This window comes from Paenibacillus sp. G34, assembly GCF_056856875.1.
The window spans coordinates 382,408-400,383 of the sequence record NZ_CM166469.1; the positions used below are offsets into that span (position 1 = coordinate 382,408).

Consider the following 17,976-nt stretch of genomic DNA (forward strand, 5'->3'; position numbering starts at 1 on the left):
TGGTATGCAGAGCATGAAGGACAGGGTGAAGCAGAGACTTGGGCAGATGAGTTTGCGTGACAAAATAGGACAGATGCTGTTATGTGGATTTCATGGAACAGAGCCGGAGGGAGCGGTAGAAACATTGCTTCAACGTTACCCGATTGGCGGCATCATTTATTTTGCAAGGAATGTCGTTTCGCCTGAGCAGGTAGAGCGGCTATCCGGTGGTTTGCAGAACATTGCGCTAGGGAGTGGTAATGTCCCTCTCTGGATCGCCATTGACCAGGAAGGCGGCATGGTGGCCCGAATTACAGAGGGGATCGCGCTGATGCCTGGACAGATGGCCATTGCAGCGGCCGGATCGGTGCAAGATGCTTATGAGGCAGCTCGCATTAGTGGAATGGAACTACGATCGATGGGTATTAATATGAACTTTGCCCCTGTTCTCGATGTGAATAACAATGCGAACAATCCAGTTATCGGTGTGCGGTCATTTGGGGAATCGGCGGAAAAGGTAGCCGAATTCGGTGCAGCAACCATTGCGGGATTACAAAGTGCGGATATCGCTGCGACGGCCAAACATTTCCCTGGTCATGGCGATACGGATACCGATTCTCACCTCGACCTTCCTGTAATCACTCATGACAGGGCAAGGGTCAATCAGGTGGAGCTTGCACCGTTTCGTGTATCAATAGCGGAAGGCGTGGATGCCATGATGTCTGCTCATATTTATTTTCCGGCATTGGAGTCAGCGCGACTTCCCGTCACGTTATCCCATTCGGTATTAACCGGATTGCTGCGAAAGGAGCTTGGGTATGAAGGCATGATTGTGACGGATTGCATGGAGATGAATGCCATCGCGGTTCATTATGGCACAGTCGATGCAGCGGTAATGGCGGTGGAAGCGGGAGCGGATATTGTGCTGATCAGTCACACGGGACAGTTGCAGATGGAAGCTTTTGACGCATTGATACATGCAGTAGATAGCGGACGGATCAGCGAGCGCCGGATTAACGAGTCGGTTACACGTCTGTTGATGTTTAAAGCAAAGCGTGGGGTGCTTGACATGGAAAACGATGTGGCCGATGTGGAGCTGATGAATACATTGAGCTCAGACTCCGTTACAGAGCATAGAAGTGCTGTAGCCTCATCAACTGTAACGTTTCGGCGTAATGATCCGATACATCAGAAGGTGGCTCAGCGGATTAGTGAGAAGAGCATTACACGAGTCAGGGATACCCGACATATGCTACCGCTAAAAAGAGAGCGAACACTCGTGATCACTGTTGCAGCAGAAGTGACAAGTATCGCGGATGAACAGCTGGTCGGTGCAGCAACACTCGGAGCGGCTTTGTCTGCCCAAGGTCTGGAAGTCGTGGATTGGACCGTGCCAGCGGATGAAGTTGCTATATCCTCCGCTCGTCTGCTTCAGGCTGCCGAAGCGGAGGATATTAAACAAATTGTGATTGGCACATATAACGCAGGCAGCCTTTCCGGTGACCCGCAATGTCGATTAATCGGCTGGCTTCAACAACTTGGCAAACCTTTGGCTGTAGCCGCACTCCGCAGTCCATACGATCTGCTGAAACTTCCCGATGTACAGACGTATATTGCAGCGTATGAGAGCCGACCTCTCGCCATGAGTAGTGTAGCGAAAGCAATGCTTGGCCTAATTCCATTCGAGGGCAAACTTCCCGTCTCGCTGGAAGTCGGTTAGGTTGAAGTGACCGAATGCCCGCGATAACGAGAATTCGGAGAGTATGGTAGTTTGGACTTGAGTAGGTGGCTACAAAATAACAAAGGGACGAAGCTCATTGCTTCGTCCCTTTGTGTTAGATTATTATTCACATTATTGCACGTATAGAGGGCTTGATCATGAAAACCTTATCTAATTTTAGCGCCCCCCGATAATGATGGTGGATTCTAAAATCTAACGATCTCCAGAGACGCTATTTGGGCTATTTTACACGTTTTTATTTTCTAACGATCTCAGGAGAGCTTATTTTGAGAAATTGACGTGATCATGGGCGTTGATCATGTGTTTTTAGCGAAATAAGGTTACTGGTGATCGTTACAATTCTCGAAGGCTCTTTATCGCTTAAATAAGCTCATCTGTGATCGTTAGAATAAATAAGGGGGGATGGGACGATTTTAATCCAGTCTCCACTTTCGAAACCTCACCAAACTTTAAAACCTCAACTAACGCATCACACCCCAACCGAATTTTAAACCTCGAAGCCCCAAAACCTCGAAGCCCCAAAACCTCGAAGCCCCAAAACCTCGAAGCCCCAAAACCTCGAAGCCCCAAAACCCCAAAACCCCAAAACCCCAAAACCCCAAAACCCCAAAACCCCAAAACCCCAAAACCTCAAAACCTCAAAACCTCAAAACCTCACCCAACTTCAGCCCGAAACGCAAACTTTCAACCCCGACTGAGTGGGTGGCTCCGTTAAGAGGCTTTAAACGACTATCACAACTGTAAGGCTTTGGCCGTTCGTGCCTCTACATCACTTAGCAGTGAGGTCATATCCATGCCTGCATGATTACCGAGCAGGATAATGGTAATATCATCGGATAGATTACGGGAAAATGCTGTGGCAAATCCGCCGCCGCTTCCATTGTGGAAGACGGTACGTTTCGTTCCATTTTCCTTGAGGATCCAGGCATAGCCGTAATTTTTGTTGGAGTAGGGCTCATACATCGTTGCAATCGTTTCCTGACTTAGAATCTGGTCGGTGTATAACGCGCGATCCCATTTCAGTAGATCGTCCACGGTAGAATAGATCGTCCCTGAACCGGATTGTGAAACATAGTAAGGTGCAGGCTCCCATGCTTTTCCTTCCTGAACAAAGCCACTATTTGTATGCACTTTGCGGGATGCCTCTCCCGAGTCTTTCATACCTAGCGGTCCCAAAATGGTTTGTTGTACATAATCTGCATAACTCATGCCGGATACCTGTTCCACAACGTATGCAAGCAAAACGTAACCGCTGTTGCTGTACAGATAGGCACTGCCAGGTTCAAACTTCAACGTTTTATGGCGAATCTCTTCTACCGTTTTTTCAAGTGTATCGCCTTCACCGCGGCCGAAGGCCGAAGGCAGACCCGACGTTTGGGACAGCAGCATATGCAGGGTGATCTGATCTCCCTTCGGGATACCCGAAATGTAGGTGGAAATTGGATCTTGAACATTCAACTTACCCGCTTCGGCCAGACTCAAGATGGAAGCCGCAGTGAATGACTTGCTCAAGGAGGCAATGCGGGTCTTCTGATCCGGGCGATTCATTGTTTGTTCATCAGCAAGACCATAACCCTGTTTGAGCAAGACTTCGCCGTCTCGTGCAATCAGAGCCATCCCCGGGTAGTTGATCTCACGCAGATATGTATCCACGCTAGCTACTTCAGGATTCAGTACGCTGACCTGATCAGTTAAAATAGCAACACTCATCTGGCCTGCAGTCGTTCGCTGGACTTTAATATCAGCCTTGAGGGCATTCGCCAAGGTACGAACAGGAATCATTAATGTGCCGTTAATGGTACGCGAATTCATTGGAGCGGCTAGAGATACCTGATTTACTTTGATGGAGTTACTGCCCGCTTGATGAACCAGGCTGTCCCTGTCAACGGTAATTGTAGCTGTTTTGGTAGGGACATCCCACTTCAAATCCCCTTTAACAGATTGAACTACATCCCGTAACGGCACAAATGTCGTACCTTTTAGAATAAGGGGAGCATTCTGCCACAATTGCTGCTCTCCATTCACTTCAATGTGGACCGATTGTGTAGTCTGGGCTGCAGAAACAGTAGCGGGGTTAGCCTGCCCGAATACCGGGCCTGCACATAGAATGAGTGCTAATAGAATACGAGACATAGATGCACAGACACGGCTAAATAAAGGTTGTTGCGTGTAGGACTTACGTAAGATTTGAACCCTCTCCTTCCAAGTGTTTCATGAAAAACCAGCATATAAATATTGTAAACGATACCAACAAGGGGGTCAAAAACAGAGACTACCTAAGTAATAGGATCAGATCATTAAAAATGTGATTATTCAGTATTGATACATAATGTTTCGTGGTGAACTTTCCGATAAAAAGAGTTGAACTTAAGGATGGGAGATAGATAGATAATGAGAAAAGGGCTTCAAAAAAGGCTTCAGACAAAGCTGCAAACAGGGCACAAAGTAAAGACAAGGTTTCAATCGTGGTTTACATTGACGCTAAAAAAACGGCTGATTGCCGCATTTCTTTTGTTCCTGATTGTACCCAGCTTCAGTGTAGGATGGCTTGCTTATCTTAAGGCAGCAGATCAGGTTAAAATGGAGATTACTCGTTCTGCACAGGCCAAGACGGAAATGCTTAGTCTGCAGATTGATCAGATGCTCAATATGGAGAAGGACAATGCTGCACAGATGGCATCGGGTATTACATCCGAAGACATTATTAACAAGTCCTCCGCGCTTCAAGCTCAGATGGATCGGATGTCAAAAAACCATAAAGAGCTGGGTGTACTTACGGCTGGAGCGGAGGATGGAAGCTGGATGAAATCCCCTGATGCGGGAAACCAGATTTATGATCCTCGTGAACGTCCATGGTACAAAATGGCGATGTCACAATCGGAGCCAGTCATCTCGGATACTTACCAGTCTTCAACGACAGGGGAATGGGTGGTGACAGCAGCGGCCAAGCTAGCAGACGGACAAGGTGTTTTTGGTGCCAATGTAAGCTTGAATCATTTGAAGGAGACGGTTGATCAGATCCATATCGGGAAAGCTGGGAAACTGTATATGCTGGATAATGGCGGGAAGTTTTTGTTCCATTACAAGATTGAATCGGGCACGCAGTCTAATGAAAGTTACATCAATGAGATGTATACGAAAGATCGAGGAACCGTGAAGTATACATATGATGGTCAACCGATGGAAGCTGTATTTTACACAAATACGGCCACGGGCTGGAAAATTGTCGGTGAGATGATTCACTCCGAAGCGGCGGAGTCTGTGCAGCCGATCATGATCCGTACGATTACGCTAATAGGGGTAGCTTTCGTTGTGGGGATCGTGTTGATGATCTTTATTATTCGGAGCATTCATCGACCATTGCAGCAGTTAACAAAAGCGGCATCTCAAGTAAGTGCGGGGGATCTGACGGTTCGTGTAGGCCTGCGGCGCAAGGATGAGTTCGGTCAGCTCGGAGAAAGCTTTGATACCATGACGACTTCACTGCGGAATGTACTCGGTGAGGTACATGACACCTCTAGCCAGTTGGCAGCGTCATCTGAGGAGTTGATGGCAAGCTCGGAACAGACCTCCAAAGCAACCGAGCAGGTGGCCGAGTTGATGCAAGATGCAGCAGCAGGAACGACGATGCAGAATGCAAGTCTTGCGGCAACGGAGCAATTAGTCGGTGAAATGTCACTCGGAGTGAAGGAGATCTCTGCAAGAGCAGGGGATGCGGAGCGTATAGCGATCGAAGCATCCTCGAAATCGGAGGCGGGTATGGTCACGATGCAGGAGGCCGTATCCTATATCCAGCAGGTAAACGATGAGAGCAAAGCCATGGAAGTTGTCATCGATGATCTGCGAGCGAAGAATGATGAAATTCTGCAGATCGTAGCGGAGATTACGGCTATCGCTAAACAGACGAACATTCTGGCGCTGAATGCTTCTATTGAGGCTTCGAGAGCAGGTGAGCACGGGCGTGGATTTGCTGTGGTTGCAAACGAAGTGAAAATGCTTGCGAGCAGTTCGGGTGCTTCAGCAGAGCGTATTAATGAGCTTATGCGCGAGATGCATGAGAAGACTCATGCTGTGCAGTCTACCTTTGCACGTACAGGTGAAGGTATGGTGAACAGCTCACAGATGATCGTAGAGGCTGGAGAAGCATTCCAGACGATTCGTGATGCGGTTCGGACCGTTGCGGCACAGGCCGAAGAGGCTGCTGCAGCTTCCCGTCAGATCGATCAAGGAATGGGGCATGTGAACAAAGCTGTAAACGAAACGATGGTTCTTTCTAACCGGATTGCTGCCGGTACTGAGGATGGTTCGGCGGCTGCTCAGGAGCAGCTTGCTACAATGGAAGAGGTTGCTGCATCTTCAGCGGCCTTGTCTCGCATGGCAGAGGATCTGCAGAGTATGATCGAACGGTTCAAACTGTAATGAAATAAACAGGGAAACGGGTATGAAGACTGTCGGGGTGATGACCGGCAGTCTTTTCTCTTTTCAGCAAAAGACCGAAGTTTTGCAGCTTATGGCCCATCTCACCTTTTAGTGTTTGACAATAAACAAACATGATAATAATATATCTATAAATAAACAAACAAAAAGAAAATAAGCTGAAAAACAACCGAAGCGTATAAAAGAAGAAAATATAGACGAAAAGCTGAAGGGAATTTAATATAAACGATTTATAAAACATCGGAATGATTTCAGAAAGGATGGCGAACGATGAAAGCCTCGGATTCAAGATTGCAGACAGCTTCTCTCGAAGAGATCAAACGTGGATATGTGGAGGAAGGGTTGGCCTATTCATGTCTCTGTTGTGGTTATACAACGGAGGCGGGGATTATTTATCCCGAAGAGGGAGTGCTGTATGACGCGGTTCGTTACATGCGTGTTCATATTGAGAAGGTACATGGGTCGGTATTTGAATATTTGCTGGAACTGGATAAAAGCGTGACGGGATTATCCGATGTGCAGCGAGGTCTGCTGGCCCAGTTCTATGAAGGGAAAAAGGATGCAGAAGTGCAGCAGGCTCTCGGCATCGGCAGTGCGTCTACCATTCGAAACCACCGGTTTGTTTTGAAGGAAAAGGAAAGACAGGCCAAAATCTTCCTGGCATTAATGGAACTGTTGAAAAATAAAGACCTGCATGCTCCGGCAACATGGGTGTCGCCAATCATGAAACAAGGGCATACGATTCATCAGCATTCCTTTGATATATCCGAAGAGGAACGGGAACAAGTGCTACGCAACTACTTTCCCGAAGGTACAAGCGGCCCGATGACTACGTTCCATATGCAGCAAAAGCATAAGTTCATTGTGCTCACAGAGATCGCCAAACGTTTTGAACCACAGCGTCATTACACCGAAAAACAGGTGAACGCACTCTTGAAAAACGTACATGATGACTATGTGGAGATTCGGAGGTATATGGTGGACTACGGTCTGTTAGAGCGGGAGGAGGATGGCAGTCAATACTGGCTGGGTAGTGCAGCAGAGGAACAAGGTCGCGATACAGGGCGGCAGAAGAATCAAAAGTCTGGTTCATCAGAGCCATTATCGGGAACGTCATCACAAGTTGTGGAACAGCGAGATCGAGAAGAAAAAATGGCTAAAGGGGAGAAACGCATGAACCGACGCAAAGAGTTACAGGAGCAAGCCAAAGAAGTCAAAATAGAAGCAGGCATTTACCAGATCCGGAATGAACAAAATGGAAAAGTATATATCGACAGTACGCCTAATCTGAAAACAATTAACGGACAGCAATTTATGCTGAAAATGGGAAGCCATCTGAACCGCCGTTTGCAGGCAGAATGGAATGAATACGGTGAGAGTGCATTTACGATTGAGGTATTAGAAGTCATGAAAAAGGATGATAATCCCTACGCCGATCCGAAGGATGCGCTGGCCAAATGTCTGGAAAGCTGGTTTGAGAAGCTGGAGCCTTACGGAGATCGTGGGTACCACGCGGAGCCTAGACTGTCAAATTAGTAGGTGAATAGAGTTCACTTTCAGTATTGAAGACTACGAACTTAATATTTAAATATTGGGAAATAGCTAGATTCTCCCTAGGATTTATGCTCAAATGCCTTTTGTCGCTATAGTCGGTACTGGGAAAGGCGCAGACATAAATGAGTGAGTTGAATACCAAATCAATAGCTATATAAGAAGCGCATAGAAGCACATTAAGTCAGTATCCTGAAACCGGATGCTGGCTTATTTTATTGCTTCGATCCATAAATATAGCTTATTTTTCCAATTCAGGTTGATCCCCCTTCGCTTACTTGGATATAATTTGTATATATATATATTCAAAGGGGAGTAATTATTTGAAGAGAAAAATATCACTAGTGCTTGCGGGTATCATGGCCTTATCTGTATCCGTTTACTCTTTTGCAATTGCTTCTCCAGAAATGCAGGTAGTCCCTATCAACTCAGGTAAAATGGAGAGCGGATACGTCTACCTAAACGGAGTACCTGTTAAGGAAAATGAAGTTATTGAAGTAAATGAAGATAATCGTGATGAAATCATTGCCAAGTATGGCATTGAGAAACCGTCCGAGGGCGCTAATTTGCAATCAATCCGTGTAGTTAACACCGACCCTAAAGGTTCGATAGATTTTTTGAAGGAGCAGGATGGCGATCCTGTTAGCCGTAACGGATTATTTGATGATTATAAACCTGTAAACCGTTCACCTCAGTTTGTGAATGGTTGGACAGAGGTAGCAAGAGCAAAGCACTTTTGCAACAAAGCAAAAGCACAGACATGTAGCGGGGTTGAACTGACAGTTTCGTTAAACGAGAGTGTTTCGGTTGAGGTACAATCTTCCCTAAGCATTGGAATCAAAGAATATGTAGCCGCTGAATTTGGTCGCACCCTTGGTGAATCTGTAGGAGTGTCCACATCCGTAATGGTTCCGATGAATATTCCGGGACAAAAAACGGGTATAGTTGCTGCTTATCCTGTTTATAAGTCTACGTTCTGTCAGGTTTACCAAAAAGGTGGATGGTTGTCCAGTGACAAATTGCTTGGCGGGGCTTCATTCTTAGAGCCAAGCAAGTCTTCTATTGTCACAATGGACTGGATTCAGGGTTAAACGGTTAGATGCAAGGATTCTAACGATCTCAGATGAGCTTAATTTGGCGATATCGGGTTTGCTGTCATTGTAACGATCACCAGGAACCTTATTTCACTAAAAACGCATGATATACGTCCATTTTCACTTTATTTTTACTAAATAAGCTTCCCTGAGATCGTTAGAAAATAAAACGGTATGATATTACCCAAATAGCGTTCCTGGGGATCGTTAGAAAATTACCCGGCTAGATCAGAGCTATGCAGGGCATTCACTTCTGGCTAAATATTGTGATTTAGCCATAGAAATAAGCGAGTAACCAAATAACCAAATAAACAAGCCATCAAGTTAGCAAGTCATCAAGTAACCAAGTACTTAGTAAGCAAGTAAGTATTGATTATGTAAGTAGTAAGCAAGCAGTAAGCAAGTGGTAAGCAAGCAGTAAGCAAGTGGTAAGCAAGCAGTAAGCAAGTGGTAAGCAAGCAGTAAGCAAGTGGTAAGCAAGCAGTAAGCAAGTAGTAAGCAAGCAGTGAGTATGTAGTAAGCAAGCAGTGAGTAAGTAGTAAGCAAGCAGTGAGTAAGCAGTGAGTATGTATGACTATCCCAAATGCAAAAAATCCCTTTGTCGTCGAGTCGCAAAGGGATTTTTTGTGGTGATGTGCTCTAATGTATTTGCCAGATAGTAAAAGATTTGCGTTGTTGCTTGTTCCTTATAGTTTAAATTGCTCTACCAGCTTTTGCAGTTTATGTGCTAGGTGCGCAAGTGAATCAGCAGAGGAGGAGATCTCCTGCATGGAGGCTACTTGCTCTTCTGTCGCTGCAGAAATATTTTCTGTGCCATCTGCATTGGATTCCGATATCGTGTGAATGTGGTCGATGGACTGCACCACTTCTGCTGTGCTGGCCGACATCTCCTCTGAAGCCGCTGCGATATTTTCAAGCTGTTGATTAACTACGCCAACCGCCTCGCTAATCTGCACAAATGCATCGTCTGCAAACTGTACAGCTCGAATGCCGCTGTCTACGTCTTTTTGCCCCAGGCGTACATTCTCATTCGCCCTGGAGATTTCTTGCTGAATAGAAGCCACCATCTCCACGATCTTCTGACCGGATACGCTGGATTGCTCCGCCAGTTTGCGTACTTCACTCGCAACAACGGAGAATCCGCGTCCATGCTCGCCTGCACGAGCTGCTTCAATGGAAGCATTCAGCGCAAGCAGGTTGGTTTGAGCTGCGATATCCGTAATGACAGAGACCATCTCACCGATGGAACTGGAATGCTGATCCAGTCTTGTAGCCGTCTCAGCGATACCTTGTACGAAATGCTGGATGGAGCTCATCTCCGATACAGCCGTTTTGATCGTCGAGTTCCCTTGATGCGCAAGTTCACTTGCTTGCATGGCAGCCTCGGATACTTGCTGTGTACTATTGGTTACTTGTCCGACCCCTCCGGCAAGCTCATTCATCTGCTGCGCGGTATGTTTCAGGCTGTTCGCCTGCTTTTCAATGCCGGCTGCAGACTGCTCTGTAATGAGAGCTACTTGCTCCGTGGCTTTGGTTGTCTCCGACGAATTAATGGCAAGTTGTGCGGAAGAGGCTGTAAGCTCGTCAGCCGTATGACGCACATCCTGAATAACGTTACGAAGAGATTGACTCATTTTGTTAAAGCTGTTGCTGAGTTTACCGAATTCGTCTTGTCCTTTTACAGCAACCTCAATGGTCAGATTGCCATCACTGATCTCGTTGGAGGCTTTGACAAGTCGATTGAGCGGTCTCGTAATGGCTTGCACAATCCAATAAATAATGATAGAGCTGACTACAATAGCAATCGCGATAACGATAAGTGTAGTGTAGAGGATTGGACGAACCGTTTCCGTAACTTCGTCATTGTCTATAACACCAACAACCGTCCAGCCTGTCGTTTCATTCGTAGTAAAGAAGGCGTGTTCGTTTTTGCCATTAAGCGTGTATTGCAGGTCGCCATTCTTTTGATCAAAAATCTGTTTATACGGTTCCATCGTACCCTCGGTACCTGGTTTCTCGGTTGGATGTACGATGATTTTATTCGCATTATCAATAATATAGATATATCCTCTTTGCCCGATTTTCGTGGAATTTACCGTCTGGGAAAGAGCTTCAAGGGACAGACTGACCGAGACGACACCATGACCGTCACCAGTCGTCTGAGCGACCGAAGCAACGACATTACCTGTATTGCTTGAAATGTAAGGTGTAATTACGGTCGGCACGTCTTTGTTCTCGGAAGCAGCTTTAAACCAAGGACGTTCACGGGGATCGTATCCCGGCTTGTTCACGGCAGTGACTGGGGAATTGATATAGACACCCTTATCTGTTCCGACGGAAGCGAGCTCGACATCACTATGGGTATCTTTGTATGCGTCAAGTAAGGTACGAATAGTTTCGGTTTCGTTCCCTTGGACAGGCCCAACATTACCGGCATCCAGCTGGCTTGCCAGGAAATCCACATTTTTGCGTGTAGCTCCAATGATCTGATCAATGGTCTGATTAAGCACGCTCACACTGCTATTGGCATTCTCAAACATTTTTTCTTCGACCTTGGTAGCCGCTGTCTGGAATGAAATGATGCCTAAACTGATGGTCGGGATCAGCAGCACGATGGCAAATGACAGGATCAGTTTCTCTCTCATCTGCAACGTTCGTTTCCCCTTTGGCTGCTTCACTTTCTTCATAGTACATTCTCCCCCTGTCAACTCTCCCGAAATGACATAAAATGTGGTATATTTCTAAGTTAATGTGCGAACCGATTCTGAATTCATGATTGGAATTCTTTGACCCAGAATGGTATGTATCGATATATATCGGTTGCACATGATTAAAATTAGAGAGGAGTTGTACTTGATTTTGGAACAAAATGCACTAAGGTCATCCGGATATAAGAACGATGTAGAAGTTCGGGATGAGGCGACATTTATGCAGGGGGTTCGTGATTGCGTACCTACACTGCTTGGATATTTAAGTATTGGTTTTGCGGCAGGGGTCATTGAGATGACCGCGGGGCTGAGTTTCGCCGAAACGGCATTGTTAAGTCTGATTCTGTATGCAGGTTCTGCCCAGTTTATTGCGGCGGGCATGCTGGCTTCGAATGGATCGGCATTAGCGATCATCTTCACTATATTTTTTGTGAATCTGCGGCATTTGCTGCTCAGCGCAGCTGTATCTCCGTATTTCAGACATCTGACACCGCTTAAAAATATGTGGATCGGCTCACTGCTTACGGATGAATCATTCGGCGTGGCGATGACACGAGCCATTGGTAGGAAAACGCTTAGTGAACGCTGGATGCATGGCCTGAATATTACGGCATATTTGAACTGGTTTGCTGCGAATATGGCAGGAGCATATTTTGGACGCTGGATCACGAACCCGGATCGGTTAGGGCTTGATTATGCATTGCCAGCCATGTTTATTGGTCTGATTGTGCTTCAACTGGTACATCGCAAAAGCAAAAAAATACATATTAATGTAGCGATCATTGCAATTGTGTGTGTCATCTTAGCAAGTATGGCTTCACTAGGAAGTCTGAGCATTATCATAGCAGCAGTTGTTGCAGCAACGATGGGAGTGTTTATGGAACGATGGAAGTAAGATGGGATGTGTTCTGGATTATTATGGGCTCGGCATTGCTTACATTTATTCCCCGAGTATTGCCACTGATGCTCTTCAGTAAAATACAAATTCCGATGTGGCTGATGCGCTGGCTTGAATACGTGCCTGTCGCTGTTATGGCCTCACTCATTGGTCAGGAACTGTTCATGTCAGACAGCCGCCTTGTGCCAATTACAGAGAATGCGGCCTTGTGGGCAGCACTGCCCACAGTTGCTGTTGCCATCTGGACACGCAGCCTGCTCGGCACGGTGCTGGTGGGTATTGTATCGATGATGATATTACGTTACCTCATGGGATAGGAAGATGGGATCGTGGTGAAAACGCTATTTTCTAATGAAGATAAAAGGGATAAGATGGAGAAAGAGACATGGAATAGTCCATTCTAGCAGTAGATAAGTAGTAGGATATTATCAACTATTTTGAGCGAAAGGAACGATGTCTAAGATGAAACCAAGTCCATCCACGATCTTGTTTCAAGGGGATTCCATTACAGACGGAGGAAGATCACGTGATGAGGATCTGAATCATGTTCTTGGTCACGGGTATGCGTATCTGATCTCAAGCCGACTGGGCTTGGAGCTGGCACGTAAGCAAAAAACGTTCTATAACCGAGGGATTAGCGGAAATCGGGCATCCGATCTGTATGCACGCTGGAATGAAGACACATATAGTCTGAAACCGGATCTGATCAGTATTCTGATTGGGGTTAACGATGCCTGGCGTTTCATGAATGAAGAACCTAGAGGGTACACGGATCGTTTTGCCCGGGCGTATCGTCACTTGCTCGAGGAAACGCGGGAGGTTATACCGGATACAGGACTTGTCCTGATGGAGCCTTTCATTCTAAAGACGGGGGCAACGCTCGAGAAATGGGAGGGCTGGGAGAAGCTTATGGCAGAATACCAGCAGCAAGTTCGGGAAATGGCTGAGCAGTTCGGGGCGGTATGGGTTCCGTTACAGCAAACGTTTAATGAAGCTCTGAAGCAAGCGGATGCTTCCTACTGGTTGTGGGATGGTGTACATCCCACTGCGGCTGGCCATGAATTAATTGCACGTCAGTGGTTGTCCGTTGTACAGCAATCGCCACTCGCCATTGTGTAGGGGAAGCAGGAAAGACATTGATTTTCGTATGATATTTTTCACGGATAATGGAATCTGTAGGGTACTTCGTTAATGTATCGTATTACATTTTGTTGACTTTTGCCTTTTATCATAAATTCCATAAGCGAAACGTGGTGAATGCTGTGCAACGCTCTAATCACGATAGTGGGTATGAACATATGCATATGCGTACAAGGGATACTGAAGATGAAACTGGGGCAGGAAAGATCGACTGGCCGGATGAACAACGTATTCAACAGGTTTTTATTGACGTTAACAGGCGAGGTTACCGTCAAGGGATTATGGGATTTAAGGCTGGCAAACTCCGAGAGAGATTGTATAAACCGGAAATAGCTGAGTTGCTCGAAGATTTGCGAACATATGGAGAGCAGGCATCAAGAGAACCGCTTCCTCCACTGACATTTCAACTGTTTCGACAGTTTGGCACATCGGGAGATCGTCAGGCTTATGAGCAGGTTTACTTCGACCGGCGCGGTAGATTAGCAGCAGTTGCCATGCTTGCACTCGATTCGAACGTTCCTGATATGCTCCATGCTCTTGAAGAGATGTTATGGGCGGTATGTAATGAATATACGTGGTGTCTTCCGGCACATCTGGGAACGGGAGAAGCAGAGCAGGTGGAAGGTAATATTGACCTCTTTGCCGCAGAAACGGTACATATGCTTGCTGAAATTGTGGCGATTCATCGTCATCATCTCGATCCTCTGGTTGTTGAACGGATCAGCATTGAGGCGGAGCGGCGTATCTTTACGCCGCTATACAGGGAAAAGCGGGCGTATCACTGGCAAACGGCAGATCACAACTGGTCTGCTGTCTGCGGAGGGTGCTGCGGTATGGCTGCCATGTTACTGCTAGAGGATAGAGTGATGCTCTTGGAGTCCGCCCGGCAGACGCTTGGCTGTATGCAGGCGTTCCTGAACGGATATGGCGAGGATGGCGGCTGTGCCGAAGGGGTTGGATACTGGGTCTACGGATTCGGTTATTTTGTCTATTATGCCGAGATGTTACTGGACTACAGTGGGGGGGAGTTAAATCTTCTGACAGGTTCCAAAATAGCAGCTATAGCAGCATTTCCGCTGCGAATTCATCTATCGGGCGGCACATTTATCAATTATTCGGATAGCTCGGAGCGTGAAGAGATTCCATCGGGGCTGCTATCCCGATTAGCCGCACGATTCGGGATGTACGTGGATCTGCCGTTACACATTCCTCAGTTGACAGACGATCCTTGTCGTCGCTGGGCGCATCTGCTGCGGAACGTGATGTGGAGCGATCCGGCGGTCTATGAACGTGTGTATGAAAAAACGGCAGTGCAGGCGAATGGAGGGTTTATTTTTCAACAGCTCGAATGGATGGTTGCCAAAGGTGTCCTTCATGTACCCAATCCACGTAAAGAAGCGGGAAGTCTGCCTTCAGACAAGGAGTGGTTTCAGGCAGCGTGTTCGTTCAAAGGCGGGCATAATGATGAACCTCACAATCATAATGATCTGGGACAAGTGATTATCCATTGCGGTGGCGAAAATATACTGTGTGACCCTGGGGCGGGGTTGTACACTCAGGCGTATTTTGCTCTAGGACGTGAGCGGTTATTTCATATCTCATCCGGCGGGCATAACGTTCCTTTGATCCAAGGCTGTGAGCAGAGTTCGGGTAGACAGGCGGAAGCCGGGTTACTGGAGTTTACGCTTGATCCGGATGGAAAGGGAATGTTGGCCGCTCTGGATCTGACTCGTGCATATCCCGAGGTAGAATCGTTACATCAGTATACACGCCATTTGTGCTGGAGGATCGGAAAACGAGGTGCCTTGGCAACCTTACGGGTCATAGATCGGTTTCAATGGAAGGTTAGCGCAGAGCACGACTCTGTAAAGTTTTCGCTTGGTGAACCCCATGTCGGATCACGTGTTGTTGAGCGATGGATAAGCAGGGTACATCCGGTGATGGAAAAGGAAGGCCGACTTCAGTGGCAGGCTTCACGCGCCAACATGTATATGATATATGATGCCGTTCAGTGGAAGGCCGAGACGGAAGAAGTGCACACCGTGGATCATGACCAAGTGCCGGTTACATTTTATCGTACATCCCTTGTATGGAAAGGGGACGAAGTAATAGCGACCAAGGGCGAGGATGAAAGATTCGGTGATACGTTAATGAAGGCGGTAGTTTCGGAAACCCAAAGTTTCTTGGGAACTCTGGAGATCTTGGAAAGTACCGATGGTGGAGATACTCCGGGTGTTGCAGGGGAGCAGGCGCACGGGATAGCTAATCTAGAAATGCCGGAGATTGTATGTCAGGTTGATTTTATTATTGAACCCCATGAAGGGAAAACCGAGGTGAGTCCACGTGAGTAGTTATACAGCCACATCGACATATCCATGGCAGACGGAGCTTGAGCAGTATCGGACATTGGCAGCAGAGGCAGGCCCCGCACCGGCAGATGGCTGGAGCAGGGAGCGCAAGCTGGCACTCGTCAGGAAAATTGTTTGCGCTTACACCAAATATCAGGAATTGAATGGAGCTATTATTGATCCATACTCAGGCATAGAACGGTATTATTCCACGCCAGCTTATGCTATGGCTGCGGCTGTACTAGTCGATGCAGGGCATATGGAACTGCTGGATTCAGCATCGGCAGCCCTGTCACATAGCATTGATGCAGTAGTGAATGGCAGTGCACCGGACAATCATCCGGATTTTTTTCCTGTGCTCATGATGCGAGCTTATATGTTACTGGCACCTCATCAACCTGAACAGGCAGCCGTCTGGGCTGAGGCACTCCAAACCATTCATCCTGAGAGTGACTACGTGTTTACAATGAACAAGATGAACAATGCCAATCGGATGATTAATTGGAATGCGATCATGATCTCAGGCGAATATTTGCGGTGGAATGAGCAGCTTGCGAGTGAGGATACGGCATGGATGGATCGTTATCTGGAAGCGTACCATCTGCCCCGGTTTACCGGGCTTGGATTGTACCAAGATGGGCCGCTGGATCGGCCCAATTGTCCGTCTTCCTATGATATCGCTACCCGTTATCACCTTGAAGTGATGCTGGATGCCGGATATGAAGGCAAAGTCGCAGATGTATTGCGAGAGAAGATGCGTCACGGTGCGTTCAGCTCATTGCTGATGTTGTCTCCGCTGGGGGAAATACCACCTCGCGGTCGTAGTTCCCAGCACCAATGGAATGAAGCTGCCGCTGCTTACGTATGCTCGGTGCACGCCAAGCTGGCGTTGCAAATGGGGGATTCTGTGATGGCTGGGGCGTTTGCACGAGCAGCGAATCGTTGTTTTGAAGCTGTAGAGCGCTGGCTGATGCCTGATGGACGGCTGAAAATCGTACGTAACGAATATGTGCCCGAGAAACGTCACGGATACGAAATATACACGAATCACACCTGTTACAATCTGTGGACAGCCGCCGCGCTTGCGCATGCTTGTCTATGTGATCGAGGTGAGCATATCGCTCCCTCCTATCTTCCTTCCGAGATTGGAAACCGGGTGTTACGGGCGGATGGCTGGTTCGAAACGATACTCGCCTCTGTGCCAGGCCAGCAGATTGTTCTGCATACCGCACTGAATGACCCGTATACGATTCCCGGGCTGGTACGAATCCAGCAGACAGGGCTACCAGGGTTAATTGGCCCATCGGCAGCCAGTCATGTACAGGCAGGATTCACGGAATTCGCAGAGGGTGTAGTGCAGCCGTTAAGTTATTGCCCTGCCTGGAAGACTACCGATGGGGTCTGGCATAGTTTGGCCGAAGGCATCCCCTCTGGTAGCGAATACGACCGTGATGCGGGAATCAATCCGGCTAGCGGCGGTGGTTCGATAGTGTACCAGCTGGCGGATAAGATGGCTGAGATTTCAACAGAAAACAAACAGCATGGAACCTTGCCGGTAGAAGATGGAAATGGAAATGTGAATGTTATAGAGGACACTGCTGGGCAAGCAACGGTGAAAAATGCAGGGGGTGCCCCGTTAAACACGGCGGAGAATGATTTTGAGATCACCTGGACGGGGCCTTTATCAGGAATACGCTCCATAACTACCCGTTATGTGCAACGAGCCGATGAACTGACGGTGACGTATGCATTCGAAGGTGAGATTGTGGCAGTGGGGGCCTTGATTCCGCTGATGTTCAGCGATGGTCAGGAACAGGCTGTGATTACTCACACGGAGCAAAGTGTGCGTACAGCATATCGGGGAGCATACGTTGAATCCGCGGTACAGGATGCCGGGGCTGTGATTCAGCTGGATCAGCGGGAAGTGGCGTCACGCAACGGGCTGCTCAAACAGGCACGGATGGAAGTTCATGGTGCACAGCGATTGACCTTCACTGTTCGATTGGGACGGAATTAAAAAATATGGATAGCTGTCAGGCTATCTATCTATTTATTTATGCAATGTGATGTCATGTGATCG

At 47.4% G+C, this 17,976-nt stretch carries 11 protein-coding genes; 9 read left to right on the forward strand and 2 right to left on the reverse strand.

From position 1 onward, the window contains the following. The first annotated feature begins 4 nt into the window (after positions 1-4). Positions 5-1,699: a beta-N-acetylhexosaminidase gene (gene nagZ / locus AC1VYS_RS01850; protein WP_482912748.1), complete on the forward strand. Its 1,695-nt coding sequence runs from the start codon at positions 5-7 to the stop codon at positions 1,697-1,699. Between the two features lie 753 nt (positions 1,700-2,452). Here nagZ and AC1VYS_RS01855 read toward each other — a convergent pair. Beyond that, complete coding sequence (locus AC1VYS_RS01855) at positions 2,453-3,853, reverse strand: serine hydrolase domain-containing protein (RefSeq protein WP_482912749.1); 1,401 nt, start codon at positions 3,851-3,853, stop codon at positions 2,453-2,455. A gap of 258 nt (positions 3,854-4,111) precedes the next feature. Between AC1VYS_RS01855 and AC1VYS_RS01860 the strand changes: the two genes are divergently transcribed. The 3 genes from AC1VYS_RS01860 to AC1VYS_RS01870 all read left to right on the forward strand — a co-directional run bounded on the left by AC1VYS_RS01860 (position 4,112) and on the right by AC1VYS_RS01870 (position 8,799). After that, positions 4,112-6,139, forward strand: coding sequence for a methyl-accepting chemotaxis protein (locus AC1VYS_RS01860; protein WP_482912750.1), 2,028 nt, complete (start codon positions 4,112-4,114; stop codon positions 6,137-6,139). A 288-nt stretch (positions 6,140-6,427) separates the two neighbouring features. Further along, a complete protein-coding gene (locus tag AC1VYS_RS01865) occupies positions 6,428-7,693 on the forward strand; it encodes a DUF2087 domain-containing protein (RefSeq protein WP_482912751.1) in 1,266 nt (421 codons plus the stop codon). Between the two features lie 338 nt (positions 7,694-8,031). After that, positions 8,032-8,799, forward strand: a complete 768-nt coding sequence (locus AC1VYS_RS01870) for a hypothetical protein (protein WP_482912752.1) — start codon at positions 8,032-8,034, stop codon at positions 8,797-8,799. Positions 8,800-9,488: 689 nt separating this feature from the next. Here the strand turns inward: AC1VYS_RS01870 and AC1VYS_RS01875 are convergent. Further along, the gene (locus AC1VYS_RS01875; protein ID WP_482912753.1) at positions 9,489-11,489 is read right to left on the reverse strand and encodes a methyl-accepting chemotaxis protein; all 2,001 of its coding nucleotides are present in this window, start codon (positions 11,487-11,489) and stop codon (positions 9,489-9,491) included. A gap of 241 nt (positions 11,490-11,730) precedes the next feature. On the opposite strand from AC1VYS_RS01875, the gene AC1VYS_RS01880 reads away from it, so the two are divergent. The 5 genes from AC1VYS_RS01880 (at position 11,731) to AC1VYS_RS01900 (ending at position 17,913) form a co-directional block, all read left to right on the forward strand. Further along, positions 11,731-12,405 carry an AzlC family ABC transporter permease gene (locus AC1VYS_RS01880; RefSeq protein WP_445646790.1) on the forward strand — a complete coding sequence of 225 codons (675 nt, stop codon included), beginning with the start codon at positions 11,731-11,733 and terminating at the stop codon, positions 12,403-12,405. Then, the gene (locus tag AC1VYS_RS01885) at positions 12,396-12,725 is read left to right on the forward strand and encodes an AzlD domain-containing protein (RefSeq protein WP_482912754.1); all 330 of its coding nucleotides are present in this window, start codon (positions 12,396-12,398) and stop codon (positions 12,723-12,725) included. The genes AC1VYS_RS01880 and AC1VYS_RS01885 overlap by 10 nt, the downstream gene beginning before the upstream one ends. Before the next feature lie 145 nt (positions 12,726-12,870). Beyond that, positions 12,871-13,527, forward strand: a complete 657-nt coding sequence (locus AC1VYS_RS01890) for an SGNH/GDSL hydrolase family protein (protein WP_482914883.1) — start codon at positions 12,871-12,873, stop codon at positions 13,525-13,527. Between the two features lie 47 nt (positions 13,528-13,574). Then, complete coding sequence (locus AC1VYS_RS01895) at positions 13,575-15,899, forward strand: heparinase II/III family protein (RefSeq protein ID WP_482912755.1); 2,325 nt, start codon at positions 13,575-13,577, stop codon at positions 15,897-15,899. After that, positions 15,892-17,913, forward strand: a complete 2,022-nt coding sequence (locus AC1VYS_RS01900; RefSeq protein ID WP_482912756.1) for a glycosyl hydrolase — start codon at positions 15,892-15,894, stop codon at positions 17,911-17,913. The genes AC1VYS_RS01895 and AC1VYS_RS01900 overlap by 8 nt, the downstream gene beginning before the upstream one ends. Positions 17,914-17,976 lie beyond the last annotated feature (63 nt).

Coding starts and splice junctions, on each gene's coding strand:
- nagZ (WP_482912748.1), top strand. CDS start 5: ATGCAGAGCATGAAGGACAGGGTGAAGCAGAGACTTGGGCAGATGAGT.
- AC1VYS_RS01855 (WP_482912749.1), bottom strand. CDS start 3,853: ATGTCTCGTATTCTATTAGCACTCATTCTATGTGCAGGCCCGGTATTC.
- AC1VYS_RS01860 (WP_482912750.1), top strand. CDS start 4,112: ATGAGAAAAGGGCTTCAAAAAAGGCTTCAGACAAAGCTGCAAACAGGG.
- AC1VYS_RS01865 (WP_482912751.1), top strand. CDS start 6,428: ATGAAAGCCTCGGATTCAAGATTGCAGACAGCTTCTCTCGAAGAGATC.
- AC1VYS_RS01875 (WP_482912753.1), bottom strand. CDS start 11,489: ATGAAGAAAGTGAAGCAGCCAAAGGGGAAACGAACGTTGCAGATGAGA.
- AC1VYS_RS01880 (WP_445646790.1), top strand. CDS start 11,731: ATGCAGGGGGTTCGTGATTGCGTACCTACACTGCTTGGATATTTAAGT.
- AC1VYS_RS01885 (WP_482912754.1), top strand. CDS start 12,396: ATGGAAGTAAGATGGGATGTGTTCTGGATTATTATGGGCTCGGCATTG.
- AC1VYS_RS01890 (WP_482914883.1), top strand. CDS start 12,871: ATGAAACCAAGTCCATCCACGATCTTGTTTCAAGGGGATTCCATTACA.
- AC1VYS_RS01895 (WP_482912755.1), top strand. CDS start 13,575: ATGGAATCTGTAGGGTACTTCGTTAATGTATCGTATTACATTTTGTTG.